The organism is Rhodovibrio salinarum DSM 9154 (genome assembly GCF_000515255.1).
GTDB classification, from domain to species: Bacteria; Pseudomonadota; Alphaproteobacteria; order Kiloniellales; family Rhodovibrionaceae; genus Rhodovibrio; species Rhodovibrio salinarum.
This window is the reverse complement of the sequence record NZ_KI911559.1, coordinates 777338-795669: the sequence shown is the minus strand read 5'-3', so window position 1 is coordinate 795669 and position 18332 is coordinate 777338. Positions and strand designations below refer to the sequence as shown.

Below are 18332 nucleotides of genomic sequence, written 5' to 3'. Positions count from 1 at the left end.
TTAGGGTGCTTTCCTACCCGTTAGAGACCACAGTAGACTAGTCTTATCAACCTGTGCGCACCTTCCCCCACATCCCGCTTGACCCTGCGGCGCTTCGCCCGCATTGAGCAGCCATGACAGGCGGTCCCCGGAAGCTGCTGGAAGGTGTGGTGCACGCGCGGGCCCTGCGCGGCGACGGCGCGGGGCCGGCGGTGGATTCGCCGTGGGCGGACTGGCTGCATCTGGATGCGACCAAGGCCGACAGCGTCTATTGGTTGCGGCACGCCAGCGGCATCCCGCCGCTGGCGGTCGACGGGCTGCTGGCGCCGGAGACGCGGCCGCGTTGCGAGGCGATCGACGGCGGACTTCTGTTGATCCTACGCGGGGTCAACCTGAACGCCGGCGCCGACCCGGACGACATGGTCAGCTTGCGCGTCTGGATCGGGCCGACGGGGCCCGACGGCAAGGGACCGGGCATCGTCAGCGTGCGGCTGCGCCGGCTGATGGCGGTGCAGGACGTGGTCGACGCGCTCGACACCGGATGCGGGCCCAGCAGCGCCGGCGAGGCCGCGGTTGCCCTCGCCGAACGGCTGGCCGCCCGCATGGCACCCACGATCGATGCGCTGGACGACGAGCTGGACGCGCTGGAAGCCGCCATGTCCGACGCGGCCGAAGGCGCCGCCAAATCGAACGCCCGGGTGCGCCCGCGCCTGCTGCGCCTGCGCCACCAGGCGCTGACGCTGCGCCGCTACCTCTCCCCGCAGCGCGCCGCCCTGCAGCGGCTGATCGAGCTGGCGCCCGACTGGTTGAGCGATACCCTGCGCCAGCGCCTGCGCGAATCGCTGGACGCCGTCACCCGTTACGTTGAGGCGCTGGACACCGGGCGCGAACGCGCCGCCGTGATTCAGGACGAGTTGGCGAACGCGGTCGCCGAACGGCTGAACACCCGGATGTACGTGCTGTCGGTGGTGGCGGCGGTGTTTTTGCCGCTCGGCTTCGTGACCGGCCTGTTGGGCGTCAACGTCGCCGGTATGCCGGGGGCCGACACGCCCTGGGCGTTCGCCGCCGTTGCGGGCGGCTCGGCCGGCGTCGCGGCGGTCGAGATCTGGCTGTTCCGACGCCTGGGCTGGCTGTAAGGCACGCCTCACCAAGCCAACTCGTCGGCTATTGGCGATTAGAAAAACTCTAATCGTAAAGCCCCGATTAATACCCGATATCCTTTAGTATGCGCTCGGGGGCTACCTGGCCTGCACACAACCGCCAGCTAGAGGGGGACACAATGCTGACGGACTTTATTGGCCGATTGCGCCTGATCACGCGCACAACGCTTGTCACCATCGCCTTGATCGCGATGTCGATCCTGGGCGTGGCCGTGGTTACGCTGATCCAGATCAACCAGGAGATCGAGCGCGAGACGATCCAGAGCCAGAACGCCAGCCTGCGGGCGGCCGCGGCGGTGATGGCGGAACGCTATCCGGAGTTGGAGGTCACCTGGGGGTCCAACAAACGGGTGCAACGCCTGACCCTGCCGAAGATGCCGACGTTCGACAATCACAAGATGATCGACCGCGTAGGCCTGCTCACCGGCGAAACCGCGACCGTTTTCGCCTACGAGCCGGGAAACGGCGACTTCTGGCGGCGCACCACCAACATCGTGAAGCCGGACGGCAACCGGGCGGTCGGAACGAACCTGGGCAAGAACGGCGCGGTCTACCCCGTGATCATGTCTGGGGAGACCTACCTGGGTGAAGCGACGATCCTGGACCGTGAATATTTCACCATTTATGAGCCGATCTTCGACCCGGGCGGCGACATCATCGGCATCCTGTACGCCGGTGTGGAGAAGGCGAGCCTGACCGCGATCAAGGATCGCCTGACCTTCGATCTCGTCACGGTCGCCGCCGTGCTGCTGCTGCTCACGACCGCGGTGACCTGGTGGCTGTTCCGGCGGATGCTGCGGCCGATCCCGCGTCTGACACAGACAATGTCGCATCTGGCCGAAACCAGCGATACCAGCACGCAGGTGCCCGACCAGACGCGCCAGGACGAGGTCGGCGACATGGCCCGTGCGCTCGAGACCTTCCGCGCCAGTCTGGCCGACAAGCAGCGGCTGGAAGCCGAACAGGCCGAAGCCGAGCAGCGGGCTGAGGAGGAAAAGCGCCAAACCGCCCGTGCCCTCGCCGACAAGTTCGAGGAATCCGTCGGTCAGGTGGTGCAGCTGCTCAGCGACTCTGCCGGCCAACTGGAACGCTCGGCGCAGAGCATGTCCAGCACCTCCGAGCAGACCGTCCAGCAGGCCCAGGCCGTCGGCACCGCCGCCGAGGAGGCAAGCTCAAACGTCCAGACGGTGTCCAGCGCCTCCGAACAGCTGGCGGGCTCGATCCAGGAGATCAGCCGCCAGGTCAGCGAGTCCTCACGCATTTCGGCCGAAGCCGCGCAGCAGGCGCAAAGCACCAACACGCAGGTCGAAGGCCTGAAAGCAGCGGCGGACAAGATCGGCGAGGTGGTGCAGATCATCTCCGACATCGCCGAACAGACCAACCTGCTGGCGCTCAACGCGACGATCGAGGCGGCCCGCGCCGGCGATGCGGGCAAGGGTTTCGCCGTGGTGGCGAACGAGGTGAAATCGCTCGCCAACCAGACCGCCAAGGCGACCGAAGAGATCCGCACCCAGGTCACCCAGATTCAGACCGAAACCGGCTCGGCCGTGGATGCGATCCAGGGCATCTCGGAAACGGTCGAGCGGATCAACGAGATCGCGCAATCGGTCGCCTCCGCGGTCGAAGAGCAGGGCGCGGCGACCCAGGAGATCGCCCGCAACGTTCAGGAAGCAAGCCAAGGCACCCAGGAGGTTGCGCGCAACATCTCCGGCGTGCGCGAGGCCGCCCAGCAGGCTGGCGAAGGCTCGAACCAGGTGCTGTCGGTCGCAAGCGGGGTTTCCGAGCAGGCCGAACGTCTGCGCACGGAAGTGGACGGCTTCATCGGCGAAGTCCGCGCGGCCTGACCCACCGGCCTACCGGGCAGTAGTCACGCCTCCAAGTCAGGGCACAATGGGCGGCGTCCACACCGGTGGGCGCCGCCGCTTTGGTGCGCCGGACCCGCAAGCGTTGGGAGGCCGAATTGACCTTCGGCGATTTCCCTTCAATCCTGGCGCGGCAAGACAAGCCCTTCCCATCGTGCGCCAACCAGAAGGAGCCCGCCGGAGACATGGTGATCCTGTTCCAGTCCAAGGCCGACGATCCCGAGAAGTGGCGCCAGGCGTTCGCCGCCGCCCTCCCCGAAGCCGACCTGCGGATCGGCGCGGACTCGGTTTCGGACGTGCGCGAGGTCGACTACGCGGTCGCCTGGAAACCGCCCAAGGGCCTGCTGAAGCAGTATCCCAACCTGAAGGCGATCCTGTCGCTAGGCGCCGGGGTCGACCATCTGGCAAGCGATCCGGACTTGCCGACCGACGTGCCGGTCGTCCGGCTGATCGATCCCGGGCTGACCTGGGGGATGACGGAATACGTCCTCTGGGCCGTTCTGGGCCATCATCGGCGCACGCGCGAATACCGCCAACTGCAGGCCGAACACCGTTGGGAACGCTTGGAGGTCCCTCTGGGTCCGAGCCGGCGGGTCGGCGTGATGGGACTGGGCGAACTGGGGGCCGACGCCGCCCGCGCGCTTGCGGCGATGCGCTTCGAGGTCGCCGGCTGGTCGAACCGGCGCAAAGAGATCGATGGGATCGAGAGCTTTGCCGGCCAGGACGAACTCGGCAAGTTCCTGGCCCGGACCGAGGTCCTGGTGAACCTGCTGCCGCTGACAGAGCAGACGACCGGCCTGTTGAACCGGCATACCCTGGGCGCGCTGCCCAAGGGCGCCTGCCTGGTCAACGTTGCCCGCGGCGGGCATCTGGTCGAAGCGGACCTGCTGGAACTGCTCGGCACCGGCCAGATCGCCGAAGCCACGCTCGACGTCTTCGCCGAGGAACCGCTGCCCGCCAGCCATCCTTTCTGGGATCATCCGCGGATCACCATCACCCCGCACGAGGCGGCGGTCACCCCGCCCGAAACCGCCGCCGCCACGATTGCCGAGAACATCCGGAAGATGGAACGCGGCGCGGCGCCCAGCCCGATCGTGGATTTCTCGAAAGGCTATTGATCGGCGCGCGCATCATCGGGATCGACCGCTTGGCGTCAGGTGCGCGCACGACTGCGCACCGGCCACACCTCCAGCACGCCGGCGGCGACCACGAACGCGCCGCCGATCAGTTCCAGCGGGGCGATCCGCTCCCCCGCGATCACGGCGGCCGACGCGGTGCCGATCAGCACCTCGGCCATCAGGAGGATACCGACACGCGCCGGCTCCAGCCGGGCCGCCGCCCACATCAGGGCCGCCATCGACAGCCCCCACCAGAGCGCGCCCCCAGCCACCGCCCAGCCGGCCGCAGGCCCGAGCGCAGCGGCGGCAACGCTCGGCAGTGGCTCCAGCACCGGCGCCAGCACGCCCGCGCACAAGCAGGCGCCGAGCGCGAACACGAACGCCGTTTCACCGGGACCGGTATCGCCCCGCGCCCGAATCGCCGTGGTCGCCACCGCCCACAGCAGGCCAGAGGCCAGGCCGAGCCAGTCGCCCAGACCGCGCGGCATCGGCACGCCGCCGTCCGCGCTCAACACGCACACCAGCCCGGCGACGCCGACCGCGATCGCCGCCAGGCGCAGCCAGGGCGTGGTCCAACCCATGACGTAGCGGGCGAGCAACGTGCTCCACACCGGCGTCAGAAAAAACAGCAGGATGACGATCGCCACCCGGCCATAGACCAGCCCCGTGGAGTACAGCACGAACGCCACCCCACCCAGCGCGGTCGCGGCGAGCGCGACCGGATCGCCGTGCACCAGTCGCTGGCGCGCCCGTACCGCGCAGGGGCTCAGCACGACCGCCGCCGTGGCGACGATCGCCAGCGTGCCCCAGGCGCCGGACAGGCCGAGCTCCGCCAGCCGGCGCACCGGCAGCCAGTAGAAGCCCCACAGACTGCCGGTCGCGACGACGAACAGCGTGGCCAGCGTCGTTGTCCGGGACGCATGCATGGAACCATCCAATGTGGTGCGGCGGGACTGACCGATCGGCGCGCTTACCCGCGGGTCAGGGCGCGCAAACGCTCGATCACGGCCTGGCGTTCGTCGTCGGAGACCACCTGGAGGCCGAACAGGTCGTTCATCCACAGCCCGTCCGCGGCAAGGCGGACCAGCGCGGCGGTCGCGGGATCGATGCCGTCGTCCCGCTGCGCGGCTTGCCAGCTTTTCTGTCGGGCATAGAGCGGCGCCAGCAGCGCAGTATCGGAGGCCCCGGCGGCCAGCATCGCGGTCGCCAGCCGATCCATCGGATCGTCCCCGGCCCGGTCCACCGTCGAGGCGTCGAGGTAAGCGCGCGTCCAGGCGCCCGGCGCGTCGTCGGCCTGCATCGCCTCCCGCATCCGCCCGTCGATCAGCTCGACGAATTCGCCCACCATGCCGGTCAGGAGCGCGTCCTTGGAGGCGAAGTGATACAGCAACCCGCCCTTGCTGACGCCCGCCTCCTTGGCGACGGCTTCCAGCGTCAGCGCCTTGACGCCCTGCTGCAGCACCACCCGCCCGGCGGCATGCAACACACGCTGTCGGGTCTTGCTCTCGGCCATGCCCGCAAACTATACCGTCCAGACGGTATAGTCAAGCTTTGCGGCAGTGCCTGGTGTGGCCAGGGCAGCGAGTCATTTGGTTACTCGCCCGCGTTCTGCGCGGCCACCGGTTCCGGCGGCGCGTCGGCGTCGGCGTGTTGGCGGAACCACATCTGGGCGTAGGCGCCGCCGTGGTGCAGCAGTTGGGTGTGGGTGCCGCGTTCGACGATCCGGCCATGATCGAGCACCAGGATCTCGTCGCTGTCGACCACGGTCGACAGACGGTGGGCGACCACCAGCGTGGTGCGGCCCTGCGCGACGTCTGCCAGCGCGGTCTGAATCTCCTGCTCCGTCTTGGTGTCGAGCGCGCTGGTCGCCTCGTCGAACAGCATGATCGCCGGGCGCTTCAGGATCGCGCGGGCGATCGCGACGCGCTGCTTCTCGCCGCCGGAGAGCTTCAGGCCGCGCTCGCCCACGATCGAGTTGTAGCCGTCCGGCAGGCTTTGCACGAAGTCGTGGATACGCGCCATCCGGGCGGCCTCGTACACCTCCTCCGCGCTGGCGGAGGGGCGGCCGTAGTTGATGTTGTAGTAGACCGTGTCGTTGAACAGCACGGTGTCCTGGGGAACGATCCCGATCGCCTGGCGCACGCTGTCCTGGGTGACCTCGCGCACGTCCTGGCCGTCGATCTTCACCGCCCCGGCGGAGACATCGTAGAAGCGGAACAGCAGCCGGCTGATCGTCGACTTGCCAGCCCCCGTCGGCCCGACGATCGCCACCCGCGCCCCGGACGGCACGGCGAAGGAAACGTCGTGCAGGATCTCCCGCCGGCTGTCGTAGGCGAAGTGGACCTGCTCGAAGTCGATCCGCCCCTGCGTCACGTTCAGCGGCGGCGCGCCCGGCTTGTCGACGACCTCCGGCGGCTGGTCGAGGATCTCGAACATCGTCTCCATGTCGACCAGCGACTGCTTGATCTCGCGGTAGACGGTACCGAGCAGGTTGAGCGGGATCGACAACTGGATCAGGTAGGCGTTGACCATGACGAAGTCGCCCACCGTCATGCGTCCGGCGGCCACGCCGAACGCCGCCATGGTCATCAGCGCGGTGATCCCCGCCGCCATCACCGCCGCCTGGCCGCTGTTGAGCGCGGACAGCGAGACCTTGGACTTGGCGGCGGCCTCCTCGTAGACGCGCAGGCCGCGGTCGTAACGCTCGGCCTCGTGCGCCTCGTTGTTGAAGTACTTGACCGTCTCGTAGTTGAGCAGGCTGTCGACCGCGCGGGTATTGGCGCCGCTGTCGGCGTCGTTCATCTCGCGGCGGAAGCGGATCCGCCACTCCGTCATCTTGAAGGTGACCCAGACGTAGGCGGCGATCGTGACGAAAGTGACGGCGGCGAAGCGCCAGTCGAACATCGCCCACAGGATGCCGCAGACGATCAGGATCTCGATCAGCGTCGGCAGAATGTTGAACAGCACGAAGGAGAGCAGGAACTCCACGCCCTTGGTGCCGCGCTCGACCGCGCGGGACAGCCCGCCCGTCCGCCGCTCCAGATGGTAGCGCAGGCTCAGGCGGTGCAGATGCCGGAACACCTGCAGACCGACGCGGCGGATCGCGTTCTGCGCCACCCGGGCGAACACCGCATCGCGCAGCTCGCCGAACCCGCGACTGGCCAGGCGCACGCCGCCATAGGCCAGCAGCAGGCCGACCGGAACGGCGACCAGCAGGTTCTCCGCCTCCGGGGCCAGCGCGTCCGTGGCGTGCTTCAGCACGATCGGCACGTAGACGTTCGCGACCTTCGCCGCGATCATCAGGACAAGCGCGATCCCGACCCGGATGCGCAGATCGCGGCGGTTGCGCGGCCACAGGTAAGGCAGCAGACGGCGGACCACCTGGAGCTGTTTCTTAAACTCCAGCTTGGCCTCGCTGGAGGCGGTGGTGGGGCGCATGGCCTCCTCTAGGGCGGTGGAACGGCAAAGCTCGCGCCCAGGACATGGCGCGACCGGGCGCGCGAGTCACGGGCCGACGGTGCGGCCAATCGCACGCTTCCACCGCCGCAACAATCGTCAACGCCCGTCGAGACGGCCCTGTGCGCCGTTTCAGGGGGAGGCGCGGCTCCTGAACTCATTGAACGAAAGCCGCGTCTCGCCCCTACGAAACGGGTCGCCTAAGCGCCGCTCACGCCTTCTTCACGGTACGCAGCTTGTCGATATCGGTGCCGGCCTTGGGCGTGCCCTGGGCGCTGATCGCGCCCTTGAGCCCTTGCGCGTACTCGTAGCCCTCGATCTCGAAGTCGTCGAAGCGGTAGCCGTCGATCCCCTCCGGCGTGCGGTGGATCTTCAGCTTCGGCGGCTGCTTGACCTCGCGGGTGAGCTGCTCGCGGACCTGATCGACGTGGTTCTCGTAGATGTGCACGTCGCCGCCCATCCAGGTGAACTCGCCCGCCGTGCAGCCGAGCTGATGCGCCACCAGATGGCACAGCAGGGAATACTGCGCGATGTTGAACGGCACGCCCAGGAAGGTGTCGCAGGAGCGCTGGGTCAGCAGCAGCGAGACCTCATCACCCACCCGGTAGAACTGCAGGTAGACGTGGCAGGGCTTGATCGACATCGCCTTCAGCCAGTCCGGCCGCCAGGCGGTGATGACGTGGCTGCGCGCCTCGGGCCGCTCCTTCAGCGTGGTCATCACCTGAGCGAGCTGGTCGATCTCGGTGCGCCCGCCATTGACGTCGACCAGGTTCGGATCGACCCACCAATTGCGCCACATGTAGCCGTAGAGCGGGCCGACGTCGTTTTCCTCGTTGGCCCAGATATCCCAGATCTTGACGTTGTTCTCGTGCAGCAGGTCGATCTTGGAGGAGCCGGAGATGAACCACAGCATCTCCACCGCCAGCGACTTCCACTGCATCCGCTTGGTGGTGAGCAGCGGCAGCTTGTTGTCCCGCAGGTCGAACTTCAGCGGCTGGGCGAACGCCTCGTAGCGGCCCTCTTCGTCGTCCGGCTTGCGGTAGGCGCCCTGGTCCAGGATCCGCCGGCACATGTCGAGATAGGCGTGCTCGCCCCAAAGGCGCTGCGCGCTGCTTGCATCCATCGTCGTTCGTCTCCTCCGCTGAGGCGCGCGTTCGTTCCCCGCGCGCCGAGATTCTTCACTAGCCGTTCAGGCGGCTCGCCTGCGGGCCCTGTTGGCCCTGGTAGCGGCCGCCCTTTTCGCCGTAGTCGCGCTCGACCGGGGTCGACAGCTTCTCGAAGCTGACCGCGCAGATGCGCACGCCCGGGTGCAGCGCCAGCGCGACGTTACCGGCGTTAAAGAACTCCAGGGTGATCGCGCCGTCCCAGCCGGGCTCCAGCGTGTGGGCCGTGGCGTGCACCATCAAGCCGACACGCGCCAGGCTGCTGCGCCCGTCCAGCCAGCCGGCGAGGTCGTTTGGCAGCGACACCCGCTCGACCGTCGAGCCGAGCGCGAACTGGCCGGGCTGCAGGATGAACTTACCCTCGTGCCCGACGTCGATCTCGTCCATCAGGTCGGCCTGCTTCAGCTCATCCTTCAGCGTGCTTTCGCGCACGTTGATCAGCTCCAGCTGGGAGTGCTTGAAGAACAGGAAGCGGGTGGCCAGCGACAGATCGACCGACATCGGCCCGATGTGGCGCTCCACCAGCGGGTCGATGGCGAGCCAGCCTGCCTCCAGGTACCGCCGGATATCTATATCTGAGAGCTTCATGGCGCTGCGCCCACTAAATGTAGCTCACGCCATCCTATCAGCCCCGCCCGACAGCGTGAAGCGCAGACCCCGGCACAGACGCCGGCGGTCAGCACCTGGGGCTGTGGAAAACGGGGATAAGTCGGGGCGCATGAGGACGCTTTTCGGTAGCCCTCTCCCTTCAAAGGAGAGGGCTACCGACGCAACCCGGTTAAGGGCCGCGAGGGTGGCGTCGTCAAAACAGCGGCAACCTACCAGCCGCGTCCCCCACCAACGGCACTGACGCGAAACTTATTTCGACAGCACGTACCTGCCGAGTTCCTCGCGCAGCGTGACCTCGAGTTCCTCGTCCATATCGGCCATCAGCTTCTCGGTCAGTTCGTACCAGGTGCGCTCGCGCTCGAACACCGAGGCACCCTCGGGCACCGTGGTGGCGCGCTGGCCGGTGACGCGGATCGAGCCGGTCCCGTCCGGATGATCGACGGAGAGACGAACGGCCATCTTCAGGGTGTAGCGTTCGGCCTGCTCGGTGGTGAAGTAGTCGGACAGGCTCTGGTCGGTGCCGAGGTCCTCCACCACCGCCGACGCGTCAGTCACGGTGTAGGTCGCGACCCCGTCGTCGCCCATCGCAACCAGCCGGTCCTGCCCCCAGGACATCAGCGCCTTCGCCGGCTGAACCGGGAAGAGATGATCGACGTTCGGCGATTCCATCGGCGCCTGATATTCCTGCTGCACCACGATATCGCCGACGTCCATCTCGATGTCGGGACGATGCTCGAAGGTGATGTCGGCGAATTGCGGCGCCTCTGGCGGCGTGGTGCAGGCCGCCAGTAACGGCAGCGCAAGCGTGATGGTCGCGGCGACGCGGGTCAGCGCGGACATGAAACCCTCCCGGCAGCGGTTCATTAACCCTAGCAGGGATCATGCGCAGCCGGCGGCGCGGCGATCAAGAGCGCGCGCGTGACCGCTGGATGAAGCGGCAGCGCGTCAGGCCGTACCGCTTTGTCCATGATCGCTGTCGCCGTCGGTGTCGTGCAGCGCATTCAGCTGGGCGTCGTCGAAGCGGTAGACGGTCGAGCAATATTGGCAGGTCACCTCGACCACGCCGTCTTCGGTCTTCATCTCGCCGAGCTCGTCGCGGTCCATCTGCATCAGCACCGTCTCGACCCGCTCGCGCGAACAGCGGCACTGGTCCTTGAGCGGCCAGGTGTCGTAGACCCGCACGCCTTCCTCGTGGAACAGCCGGAACAGCAGCTCGTGCGCGGTCAGATCGGGGCGGACCATCTCGGTCTGGGTGACACTGGACATCAGGATCACCGAGCGGCGCCAGTCCTCGTCCGGGTCCTCGACCGTGCGCTCGCCCGCCTCCCCCGGCAGGCGCTGCAGCATCAGCCCGCCGGCGCGCCAGCGCTGCGTGCCGTCGCCCTCGGTCAGGCGCCCACAGGTGAGCTGGATCGAGGAGACCACCTGCTCCGACTGCTGGAAGTAGTGGTGCATGCACTCCGCCAGCGTGGCGCCGTTCAGCTCGACGATCCCCTGATAACGGTCCTTCGCGCCCTGGTGATCGACCGTGTAGGCGAGCCGGCCCTGGCCCAGCAGCTTGATCACCTCCGCGTTCGGGGCGCTGTCATCGAGATTCAGGGCCGCCACCCGCTCGGCGTCGAAGTCGGCGTAGCCGCGCACCGCGCCATCGCTGCTGAAGTCCGCAACCAGCATCTTGACCGGCCCGTCGCCCACCATCTGCAAGGTGAACAGGCCGTCGTACTTCATCATCCCGGACATCAGCCCGGCGAGCGCCAGCGCCTCGCCCAGAAGCTGCGCGACCGGGGCGGGATAGGCGTGCCGGGTCAGGATCGCGTCGACCATCGGCCCGGCGCGCACCAGCCGGCCGCGCACGCCGGTGCGCTCCAGCATGAACGGCTGGATCACATCGTCGTCGCCGCGTACCGCTGCCAGGTCCGGATAACCGCCATGTTTGCCGTTGCCGTCGCTCATGTCAGGCACCAGAGCAGGATTCCCTTCTGCGCGTGCAGGCGGTTGCCCGCCTCCTCGAAGACGACCGAGCGCGGCCCCTCGATCACCGCGTCGGTGACCTCCTCGCCACGGTGGGCGGGCAGGCAGTGCATAAAGATCGCGTGGTCGGCCGCCAGGCTCATCACCCGCTCGTCAACCTGGTAGGGCCGCAGGTCCTTGCGCCGCTGGTCGATCGTCTCGTCGCTGTCACCCATCGACACCCAGGTGTCGGTGACCACCGCGTCCGCGCCGGTGACGGCCGCCTCGACGTCGTCGGTGACGGTGATCGCCGCCCCCTCGGCGCGCGCCCAGTCGACCACGTCCTGCGGCGGCTGCAGGCTGTCCGGCGTCGCCAGCTTCAGCTCGAAGTCGAACCGCGCGGCGGCGTGCAGCCAGGAGGTCGCCATGTTGTTGCCGTCGCCGACCCAGACCACCGTCCGACCGGCGATCGCGCCGACATGCTCCTCGAAGGTCAGGACGTCGGCCATCAACTGGCAGGGGTGCGTACGGTCGGTCAGGCCGTTGATTACCGGCACGCGGGCGTGCTCGGCGAGTTCCAGCAGCTTCTCCTCGGCGGTCGTCCGCAACATGATCGCGTCGACGTACTGCGAGAGCACGCGCGCGGTGTCCGCCACCGTCTCGCCGCGGCCGAGCTGCATGCCCGAGGGCTCGAGCACGATCGGCTCGCCGCCGAGTTGACGCATGCCGACCTCGAAGGAGACGCGGGTGCGGGTCGATGGCTTCTCGAAGATCAGCGCCAGCGTCTTGTTGCCAAGCGGGCGGGGATCGCCGCCGGGGCTGTCGCCGCGCTTCATCGCCTTGGCGGATTCGATCATGCCGCGCAGCGTCTCCCGGTCAAACCGGTCGAGGTCCAGGAAATGCTTCGGGGTTCCGGCAGGTGTCAGAGCGGTCATCGCAAGGATCGCTTTCTTGGCAAGGAACGACGTCAGGCCGCGGGCGCAACCTGGCGGCAGCCGGCGTCGATCATCTCGACGGCCTGGCGCACGTGGGTCTCGTCGATCACCAGCGGCGGCAACAAACGAACGATGTTGTCCCCCGCCGGCACGGTGAGCAGGCCCTGCTGGCGCAGCGCCGCCCCCAGATCGGTGTTGGCCACCTGGTCGTGGCAGCGGATGCCCAGCATCAGCCCGGCGCCGCGGACCTCCTGGATCACCGACGGATGCGCGGGCGCCAGCTCCTGCAGGCGGTGCCACAGCGCGCGCGCCACGCGGTCGACCCCGTCCAGGAAACCAGGCTCCAGCACGACATCCAGCACGGCGTTTCCGACGGCGGTCGCCAGCGGGTTGCCGCCGAAGGTGCTGCCGTGGGTGCCGGCGGTCATGCCCTTGGCGGCCTGTTCGGTGGCCAGGCAGGCGCCGATCGGCATGCCGCCGCCCAGCCCCTTGGCGGACATCATCACGTCCGGAGTGATGCCGGCCCACTCATGAGCGAACAGCTTGCCGGTCCGGCCCATGCCGCACTGGATCTCGTCGAACACCAACAGCAGGCCGTGCTCGTCGCAGATCCGGCGCAACGCCTTCAGGTACTCCAGGTCCGCCGGGCGGATGCCGCCGTCGCCCTGCACCGGTTCCACCAGGATCGCCGCGGTTTCGTCGGTGATCGCGTTGACCAGCTCGTTGGTGTTGTTGAAGCCGACATGGTCGAAGCTGTCGACCAGGGGCGCGAACCCCTTCACCAACTTCTCGCCGCCCGCCGCGGAGATCGCGTTCAACGACCGGCCGTGGAAGGCGCCCTCGACGGTGATCACGCGGTGACGCTGCGGCTGGCCGTTGTCGTCGTGATACTTGCGCACCAGCTTGATCGCGGCCTCGAACGCCTCGACCCCGGAATTGCAGAAGAACACCGTGTCCGCGAAGGTCGTCTCGACCAGCCGCTGAGCCAGGCGCTCGCCGTCTTTGATCCGCCACAGGTTGGAGACGTGCCAGACCTTGGCCGCCTGCTCCTGCAACGTCTTCACCAGATGCGGATGCGCGTGGCCGAGGTTGGTGGTGGCGATGCCGCTGGCGAAATCCAGATATCGCTGCCCCTGATCCGTGACCAGATACGGACCCTCGCCGGCCTCGAAGCTGAGGTCGACCCGGTTGTAGATGGGCATCAGGGCATCAATCACGAGGGAGCCTCCTCTCGTGCGGACAGGACCGCGTCGTTGCAAGCGCTTGGAAAACCGTCCGCCGCCCGCACGCCTACCCCGTGTGCAGGCGTCCGGGCGCGGAAACGGAACCGCGACCTAAGCGGGAACGCCGGCTGGCGTCAAGGTGCGCCTGACCGCCAAGGGTACTGACGGCGGATACCAGGGGTGCAAACTTTCCGCATCCTCGCTGACCCTCAGCATCGCGGGCACGGGCGAGCGCCTCAGGCCTTGATCTTCCACCCGATGGAGAACAGCCGCAGGGACAGGGCGGCGGCCGCAACCGTCAGGCATGCCACGACCGCGACCGCGATCACCGGGTTGGTCGCGTGCCAACCGGAAACGCCGAAGCGCAGCACGTCGATCGCATAGGCGACCGGGTTCAAGCGGATCAGCACCCCCGCCACGCCGGACACGCGGTCGAGCGCGAAGAAGGCGCCCGACAGGAACGCCAGCGGCAACATCAGGAAGGTGGCGACGACCGAGAGCTGGTCCCACTTCTGCGCCCACAGCCCCGTGACCGTGCCGAGAAACGCGAAAGCGAACGCGGCCAGAACCGCAACCACGACCGTCAACAGCGGGTTGGCAAAGGGCAACGCCACGAACGCCGAGGCGATCCCGAGCACGCCCGCGCCCACGAACAAGCCTGCCGTCGCCCCGACCAGCGCGTAGCCGACCGCGATCTCCCACTCCATCAGCGGGCTCATGATCTGGTCGGCGAGCGTGCCTTCCAGCTTGTCGTAGACCACCGGGAAGGCAGCCATCTGGTAGGCCCCCTGAATCATCGCGAAAGCGGCGATCCCGGGGACCAGGAACTGCAGGAAACCGACCTCACCCCCGAAGTCCTGAGTGTCGGAGAGCGCGATCGCGAACACTGCCAGGAACAGCAGCGAGGAGAGGATCGGCCCGACGATCGTTTCCAGCACGATCCGGCTCAGCCGCATCACGCCCAGCCGATAGACCGTCCACAGGCCGCGCCAGTGCGGCCGGGAGATCGGGCGCACACGCGGGGCGGTGCCGCCGGGCACCTGACCGCTCACGCCTTCAGCTTGTAGCCGGTGGCCATCATCCGGTGCGCCCAGGTGAACAGCGCGACGTTCACCAGCAGCACCAGCAGCGCGCCGACCATCACGTTGCCGTCGGCATAGCCGGTAAAGCCATAGCGCAGCCCGTCGATCATATAGAAGAACGGGTTCACGTGCGCGGCGATGTGCCAGTTCTCCGGCAGGCGGTCGAGCGAATAGAAAGTTCCGGAGAGGAACGACAGCGGGGTGATCACGAAGTTCGTCACCGCCGCGATGTGGTCGAACTTCTCCGCCCAGATGCCGCCGATCATGCCGAGCAGCGACAGCATCAGCGACGCCATGAAGGCGAAATAGATGGCGACCAACGGGCTGTGGACGCTGATCGGCGCGAACGGCAGCAGGCCCAGGAACACGGCGAAGGCGACCAGCATACCCCGGCTGACGCCGCCCATCGCGAAGCCGATGGTCAATTCCCACGGCGCCAGGGGCGGCATCAGAACGTCGACGATGTTGCCCTGCACCTTCGAGATCAGGATCGACGAGGAGGTGTTGGCGAAGGCGTTCTGCACCAGGGTCATCATGATCAGACCCGGGGCCAGGAACTCCTCGTAGGTGACGCCCTCCCATGCCGGCGCCGCACGGCCGAGCGCCAGGTTGAAGATGGCGAAGAACAATAGCGCGGTCACGACCGGGGCCGCCAACGTCTGGGTGAAGACGTTGATGAACCGCATCACTTCCTTGCGGTACAGCGTCCACAAACCGAGCCAGTTGACCCGGCCCATCGGACGTGGGCGCGGCGGATGGGAAGAAAATTTCTCGAAGGCCATGGCGGCCAGATAGAGCCAAGCAGCCTGATGTGCAAGCACCGCCTCTGCATCGGGGCTATGCGGCGGTAGGGACGCCCCCAAACAAAAAGGCCCGCCGCGGCTACGCGGCGGGCCTTGGAAGCTGCCGTCAAGGCAGTCCAGCGGTACAGATCAGGCCGCGCGGACCTCCTGCACGAATTCGGTGGCGGAGGTGTCGAGCCGCTGGGCCTGCTGGTTCAGCTCGCCCACCGCCTGGGTCATCTGCGTCGCCGCCGCCCCGGTCGCCTGGGACGCCTGCGTAACGCCGGAGATGTTGCTCGTCATCTCGGTAGTGCCGTGACTGGCTTCCTGGATGTTGCGGGCGATCTCACGGGTCGCCGCCCCCTGTTCCTCAACGGCGGAGGCAATGGCGGCACCGGTCTCGTTCATCGTGCGGATCTGAGCGGCGATCTCCTCGATCGCGGAGACCGCAACGCCGGTCTCCTTCTGCACGGTGGCGATCCGGCTGGAGATTTCCTCGGTCGCCTTGGCCGTCTGGGTTGCCAGCTGCTTGACCTCCTGGGCGACCACGGCGAAGCCCTTGCCCGCATCGCCCGCGCGGGCGGCCTCGATGGTGGCGTTGAGCGCCAGAAGGTTGGTCTGCTCGGCGACGTCCTGGATCAATTCGACGACATTGCCGATGTTGTCCGCCGCCTCGGCCAGCGATTTTACCTTTTGCGCCGCGCCGTCCGCGTTCTCCACCGCCGTGGCCGCCATCTTGGTCGATTGCGTAACCTGCGTGTTGATCTCGTCGATCGACGCGGTCAGCTCCTCGGTCGCCGACGCCACTGTTTCGACGTTACTCGACGACTCCTCCGCAGCGGCGGCCACGACGCCTGCCTGGGCGCTGGTCTCCTCGGCGATCGAACTCATCGACTGCGCGGTCGAGTCCAACTCCGTAATGGTGGACGAAAGCGACTTGACGATCTGCCCGACCCGATCCTCGAACTTGGTCGCCAACGTCTCCAGCTCGCGCCGGCGCGCCTCGGCCGCCCGCTTCTCATCCTCGACCTGCTTGGCGCGCAGGCGCTCGGTCTCGTGCATGTTCTCCTTGAACACCTGCATCGCCCCGGCGATATCGCCGATCTCGTCTCGCCGGCCGACACCGAACACCTCGGTATCGAGCTTGCCCTGCGCCAGGCTGTTCAGCGACCGCAGCGCCCCGTTCAACGGCTTGACCACACCAAACCGCGCGATCGCCCAACCAAGCGCGAAGCCGCCCAATACCGCAACCGCGCCGACGAGCAGGATCACCCGTTCCGCCAACGCTCCCGTCTGCACCGCATTCGCTGCCGCCTGATCCCCAAGGTCCTCGGCCTGGTTCACATAGGCATCGAACTTGGTTTCAAGCGTGCCGGACAACTCCTTATTGTCGCGAATCGCCGTGACGATTGCCTCGCGTTCGGGCGAATTGTTTACGCCTACCGCGCGTTCAGCGACCGCGATCGTTTGCCCGACCGCTTGAATGTAGCTATCGATCCGATCCCGCAGTTCGTCGAGCGTGCGCCCCCGCTGGCCATCCGCGCTCTCCCGAAGCAAGCCCATGCGCCGGTCAAGCTCAGCCTCGATGGCAGCCATGCGCTCGCGCGCCTCATCGGCGAAGGCCGGATCCGCGGCAACGCGGTACTCGATCCGGCGCAAGTTCAGCACCGCCTCGTTGCTGCGTGCACCGTGCTTGACCTCCTGCGCGGCCAAGTCGAGTTGCCGTGTCGCGGTCGATAGACGGCTCTCCGCCCAGATCCCGGCCCCGCCCGCCAGCAACGTGCCGGTCAGCAATACGACCACAAGCAACAAGATTTTCTTTGAGATCGTTAGATCGGTGATACGGCTTTGCCGCAATGCATAGCTGGTCATCTGCTCACCCTTCAGATAGGCCCTCGGGCCGTCACTGCTTAATCGAAACCGATATTCTTTGCGTAGATACCCACCCGATACTTTCTGAAGCGTTAATCAACTCCAACTCTGAAATAAACCAGATTCCTGAATACCGGCTATAAATCCGAAATAAATAAAAATATTCGTATTGTACTACCTAGACCCGAGAAATGTCAGAGGCGAACGAATGAGCATCGGAGCAATTTTGAGGTGTAAAAATTCGATCTTCGGCGTCGAATAACCCAACCCACGCATCACCCGATACGTGTAAGGCAAGCGTCAGACACGCGGCAAACGGTGGCGACTACACACCCGAAACTTTTGTCTTGAAGCTCACGCGCTTTGTTCCGGGCAACACGCGCCAAGCGTGTCACGGAAGTGGCCAGCCAGCCTTGGCGCAGGCGCAGCACGCGCGCTATCTCTACGCCATGAGCGACTCTCACGACCCTTCAGGCGCAGCTCCCGCGGGCAGACCGAGCCGCGGCGACAAGCGCCGCAAACCCAAGGGGCCGAAAAAGGCAACCCCCGACTATCTGGAAAAGGCGGCGCTGCACTATCTGGAGCGCTATGCCTCTTCGCGCGCCAACCTGCGGCGCGTGCTGTTGGGCAAGGTCGAGCGGTCTGCCCGCGCCCACGGCACCGACCGGGACGACGGCGCCCAGGCGGTCGAGCAGCTGCTGGACCGCCTGGGCCGCGCTGGCTACCTCGACGACACCGCCTATGCCCGCGGCCGGGCGATCAGTCTGCACCGGGCCGGTCACGGCGCGCAGGCGATCTGGATGAAGCTGCGCCAGAAGGGGATCGACGAAGATACGGCCCGGGCCGCGCTGGAGACCCTTCAGGAGGAGGCCGACACGCCCGAACTGGCCGCCGCCCTCCGCTACGCTCGCAAACGCCGGATCGGTCCCTACCGCGCTCCCGAACAGCAGGCAGCAAACATAGACCGCGACATGGCCGCGCTCGCCCGCAAAGGCTTCTCCCTCGACCTCGCCCGACAGGTTGTCCAATGCGATGACCTGGAGACGCTGGAACAGGAAGCCGGCGCGCAGCCGGGCCCGCTGGGATAAACCCAACACCGCGACAGGCGTAACGACTGTTCGACAGGCTTGGCCGCGCCAGG

Annotated in this window: 16 protein-coding genes; 4 read left to right on the top strand and 12 right to left on the bottom strand. The window is 67.1% G+C overall.

The features are described 5' to 3' along the window. Window positions 1–113 precede the first annotated feature (113 nt). The 3 genes from RHOSA_RS0103745 to RHOSA_RS0103735 all read left to right on the top strand — a co-directional run bounded on the left by RHOSA_RS0103745 (window position 114) and on the right by RHOSA_RS0103735 (window position 4119). Window positions 114–1115: a zinc transporter ZntB gene (locus RHOSA_RS0103745; RefSeq protein ID WP_027287631.1), complete on the top strand. Its 1002-nt coding sequence runs from the start codon at window positions 114–116 to the stop codon at window positions 1113–1115. Window positions 1116–1258: 143 nt separating this feature from the next. Further along, complete coding sequence (locus tag RHOSA_RS0103740; RefSeq protein ID WP_037255667.1) at window positions 1259–2983, top strand: methyl-accepting chemotaxis protein; 1725 nt, start codon at window positions 1259–1261, stop codon at window positions 2981–2983. 203 nt (window positions 2984–3186) lie between these two features. Beyond that, window positions 3187–4119 (top strand): 2-hydroxyacid dehydrogenase, encoded by a 933-nt coding sequence (locus RHOSA_RS0103735; RefSeq protein WP_027287629.1) that lies wholly within the window; start codon window positions 3187–3189, stop codon window positions 4117–4119. A gap of 35 nt (window positions 4120–4154) precedes the next feature. Here the strand turns inward: RHOSA_RS0103735 and RHOSA_RS0103730 are convergent, their stop codons facing one another. The 12 genes from RHOSA_RS0103730 to RHOSA_RS0103675 form a co-directional block, all read right to left on the bottom strand. Continuing rightward, window positions 4155–5045 (bottom strand): DMT family transporter, encoded by an 891-nt coding sequence (locus RHOSA_RS0103730; RefSeq protein WP_027287628.1) that lies wholly within the window; start codon window positions 5043–5045, stop codon window positions 4155–4157. 44 nt (window positions 5046–5089) lie between these two features. Further along, window positions 5090–5632, bottom strand: coding sequence for a TetR/AcrR family transcriptional regulator (locus RHOSA_RS0103725; protein ID WP_027287627.1), 543 nt, complete (start codon window positions 5630–5632; stop codon window positions 5090–5092). 80 nt (window positions 5633–5712) lie between these two features. Then, window positions 5713–7557 carry an ABCB family ABC transporter ATP-binding protein/permease gene (locus tag RHOSA_RS20245; protein ID WP_037255664.1) on the bottom strand — a complete coding sequence of 615 codons (1845 nt, stop codon included), beginning with the start codon at window positions 7555–7557 and terminating at the stop codon, window positions 5713–5715. A gap of 229 nt (window positions 7558–7786) precedes the next feature. Further along, complete coding sequence (thyA, locus tag RHOSA_RS20240; RefSeq protein WP_051431767.1) at window positions 7787–8698, bottom strand: thymidylate synthase; 912 nt, start codon at window positions 8696–8698, stop codon at window positions 7787–7789. Window positions 8699–8756: 58 nt separating this feature from the next. After that, window positions 8757–9326, bottom strand: a complete 570-nt coding sequence (gene dcd / locus RHOSA_RS0103710; protein WP_027287626.1) for a dCTP deaminase — start codon at window positions 9324–9326, stop codon at window positions 8757–8759. A 270-nt stretch (window positions 9327–9596) separates the two neighbouring features. Next, the gene (locus RHOSA_RS0103705) at window positions 9597–10187 is read right to left on the bottom strand and encodes a hypothetical protein (protein ID WP_027287625.1); all 591 of its coding nucleotides are present in this window, start codon (window positions 10185–10187) and stop codon (window positions 9597–9599) included. A 105-nt stretch (window positions 10188–10292) separates the two neighbouring features. Then, window positions 10293–11300 carry an Hsp33 family molecular chaperone HslO gene (hslO, locus tag RHOSA_RS20235; protein ID WP_051431766.1) on the bottom strand — a complete coding sequence of 336 codons (1008 nt, stop codon included), beginning with the start codon at window positions 11298–11300 and terminating at the stop codon, window positions 10293–10295. After that, window positions 11297–12232 carry an ornithine carbamoyltransferase gene (argF, locus tag RHOSA_RS0103695; RefSeq protein WP_027287624.1) on the bottom strand — a complete coding sequence of 312 codons (936 nt, stop codon included), beginning with the start codon at window positions 12230–12232 and terminating at the stop codon, window positions 11297–11299. Before argF ends, hslO begins: the two co-directional genes overlap by 4 nt. Before the next feature lie 32 nt (window positions 12233–12264). Continuing rightward, window positions 12265–13449 (bottom strand): aspartate aminotransferase family protein, encoded by a 1185-nt coding sequence (locus RHOSA_RS0103690; protein WP_027287623.1) that lies wholly within the window; start codon window positions 13447–13449, stop codon window positions 12265–12267. Between the two features lie 242 nt (window positions 13450–13691). Further along, window positions 13692–14507: an ABC transporter permease gene (locus tag RHOSA_RS0103685; protein ID WP_027287622.1), complete on the bottom strand. Its 816-nt coding sequence runs from the start codon at window positions 14505–14507 to the stop codon at window positions 13692–13694. Then, window positions 14504–15319 (bottom strand): ABC transporter permease, encoded by an 816-nt coding sequence (locus tag RHOSA_RS0103680; RefSeq protein ID WP_027287621.1) that lies wholly within the window; start codon window positions 15317–15319, stop codon window positions 14504–14506. The genes RHOSA_RS0103685 and RHOSA_RS0103680 overlap by 4 nt, the downstream gene beginning before the upstream one ends. 150 nt (window positions 15320–15469) lie before the next feature. Continuing rightward, complete coding sequence (locus RHOSA_RS0103675; RefSeq protein WP_051431765.1) at window positions 15470–17191, bottom strand: methyl-accepting chemotaxis protein; 1722 nt, start codon at window positions 17189–17191, stop codon at window positions 15470–15472. 413 nt (window positions 17192–17604) lie between these two features. Between RHOSA_RS0103675 and RHOSA_RS20230 the strand changes: the two genes are divergently transcribed. Beyond that, complete coding sequence (locus RHOSA_RS20230) at window positions 17605–18279, top strand: regulatory protein RecX (protein WP_215904981.1); 675 nt, start codon at window positions 17605–17607, stop codon at window positions 18277–18279. Window positions 18280–18332 lie beyond the last annotated feature (53 nt).

What these genes read in the sequence shown, in the direction of transcription:
- RHOSA_RS0103740 (WP_037255667.1), top strand. Translation starts at nt 1,259, where the DNA reads ATGCTGACGGACTTTATTGGCCGATTGCGCCTGATCACGCGCACAACG.
- RHOSA_RS0103725 (WP_027287627.1), bottom strand. Translation starts at nt 5,632, where the DNA reads ATGGCCGAGAGCAAGACCCGACAGCGTGTGTTGCATGCCGCCGGGCGG.
- RHOSA_RS0103730 (WP_027287628.1), bottom strand. Translation starts at nt 5,045, where the DNA reads ATGCATGCGTCCCGGACAACGACGCTGGCCACGCTGTTCGTCGTCGCG.
- RHOSA_RS0103705 (WP_027287625.1), bottom strand. Translation starts at nt 10,187, where the DNA reads ATGTCCGCGCTGACCCGCGTCGCCGCGACCATCACGCTTGCGCTGCCG.
- RHOSA_RS0103745 (WP_027287631.1), top strand. Translation starts at nt 114, where the DNA reads ATGACAGGCGGTCCCCGGAAGCTGCTGGAAGGTGTGGTGCACGCGCGG.
- dcd (WP_027287626.1), bottom strand. Translation starts at nt 9,326, where the DNA reads ATGAAGCTCTCAGATATAGATATCCGGCGGTACCTGGAGGCAGGCTGG.
- RHOSA_RS0103680 (WP_027287621.1), bottom strand. Translation starts at nt 15,319, where the DNA reads ATGGCCTTCGAGAAATTTTCTTCCCATCCGCCGCGCCCACGTCCGATG.
- RHOSA_RS20245 (WP_037255664.1), bottom strand. Translation starts at nt 7,557, where the DNA reads ATGCGCCCCACCACCGCCTCCAGCGAGGCCAAGCTGGAGTTTAAGAAA.
- RHOSA_RS0103735 (WP_027287629.1), top strand. Translation starts at nt 3,187, where the DNA reads ATGGTGATCCTGTTCCAGTCCAAGGCCGACGATCCCGAGAAGTGGCGC.
- thyA (WP_051431767.1), bottom strand. Translation starts at nt 8,698, where the DNA reads ATGGATGCAAGCAGCGCGCAGCGCCTTTGGGGCGAGCACGCCTATCTC.
- hslO (WP_051431766.1), bottom strand. Translation starts at nt 11,300, where the DNA reads ATGAGCGACGGCAACGGCAAACATGGCGGTTATCCGGACCTGGCAGCG.
- RHOSA_RS0103675 (WP_051431765.1), bottom strand. Translation starts at nt 17,191, where the DNA reads ATGACCAGCTATGCATTGCGGCAAAGCCGTATCACCGATCTAACGATC.
- argF (WP_027287624.1), bottom strand. Translation starts at nt 12,232, where the DNA reads ATGACCGCTCTGACACCTGCCGGAACCCCGAAGCATTTCCTGGACCTC.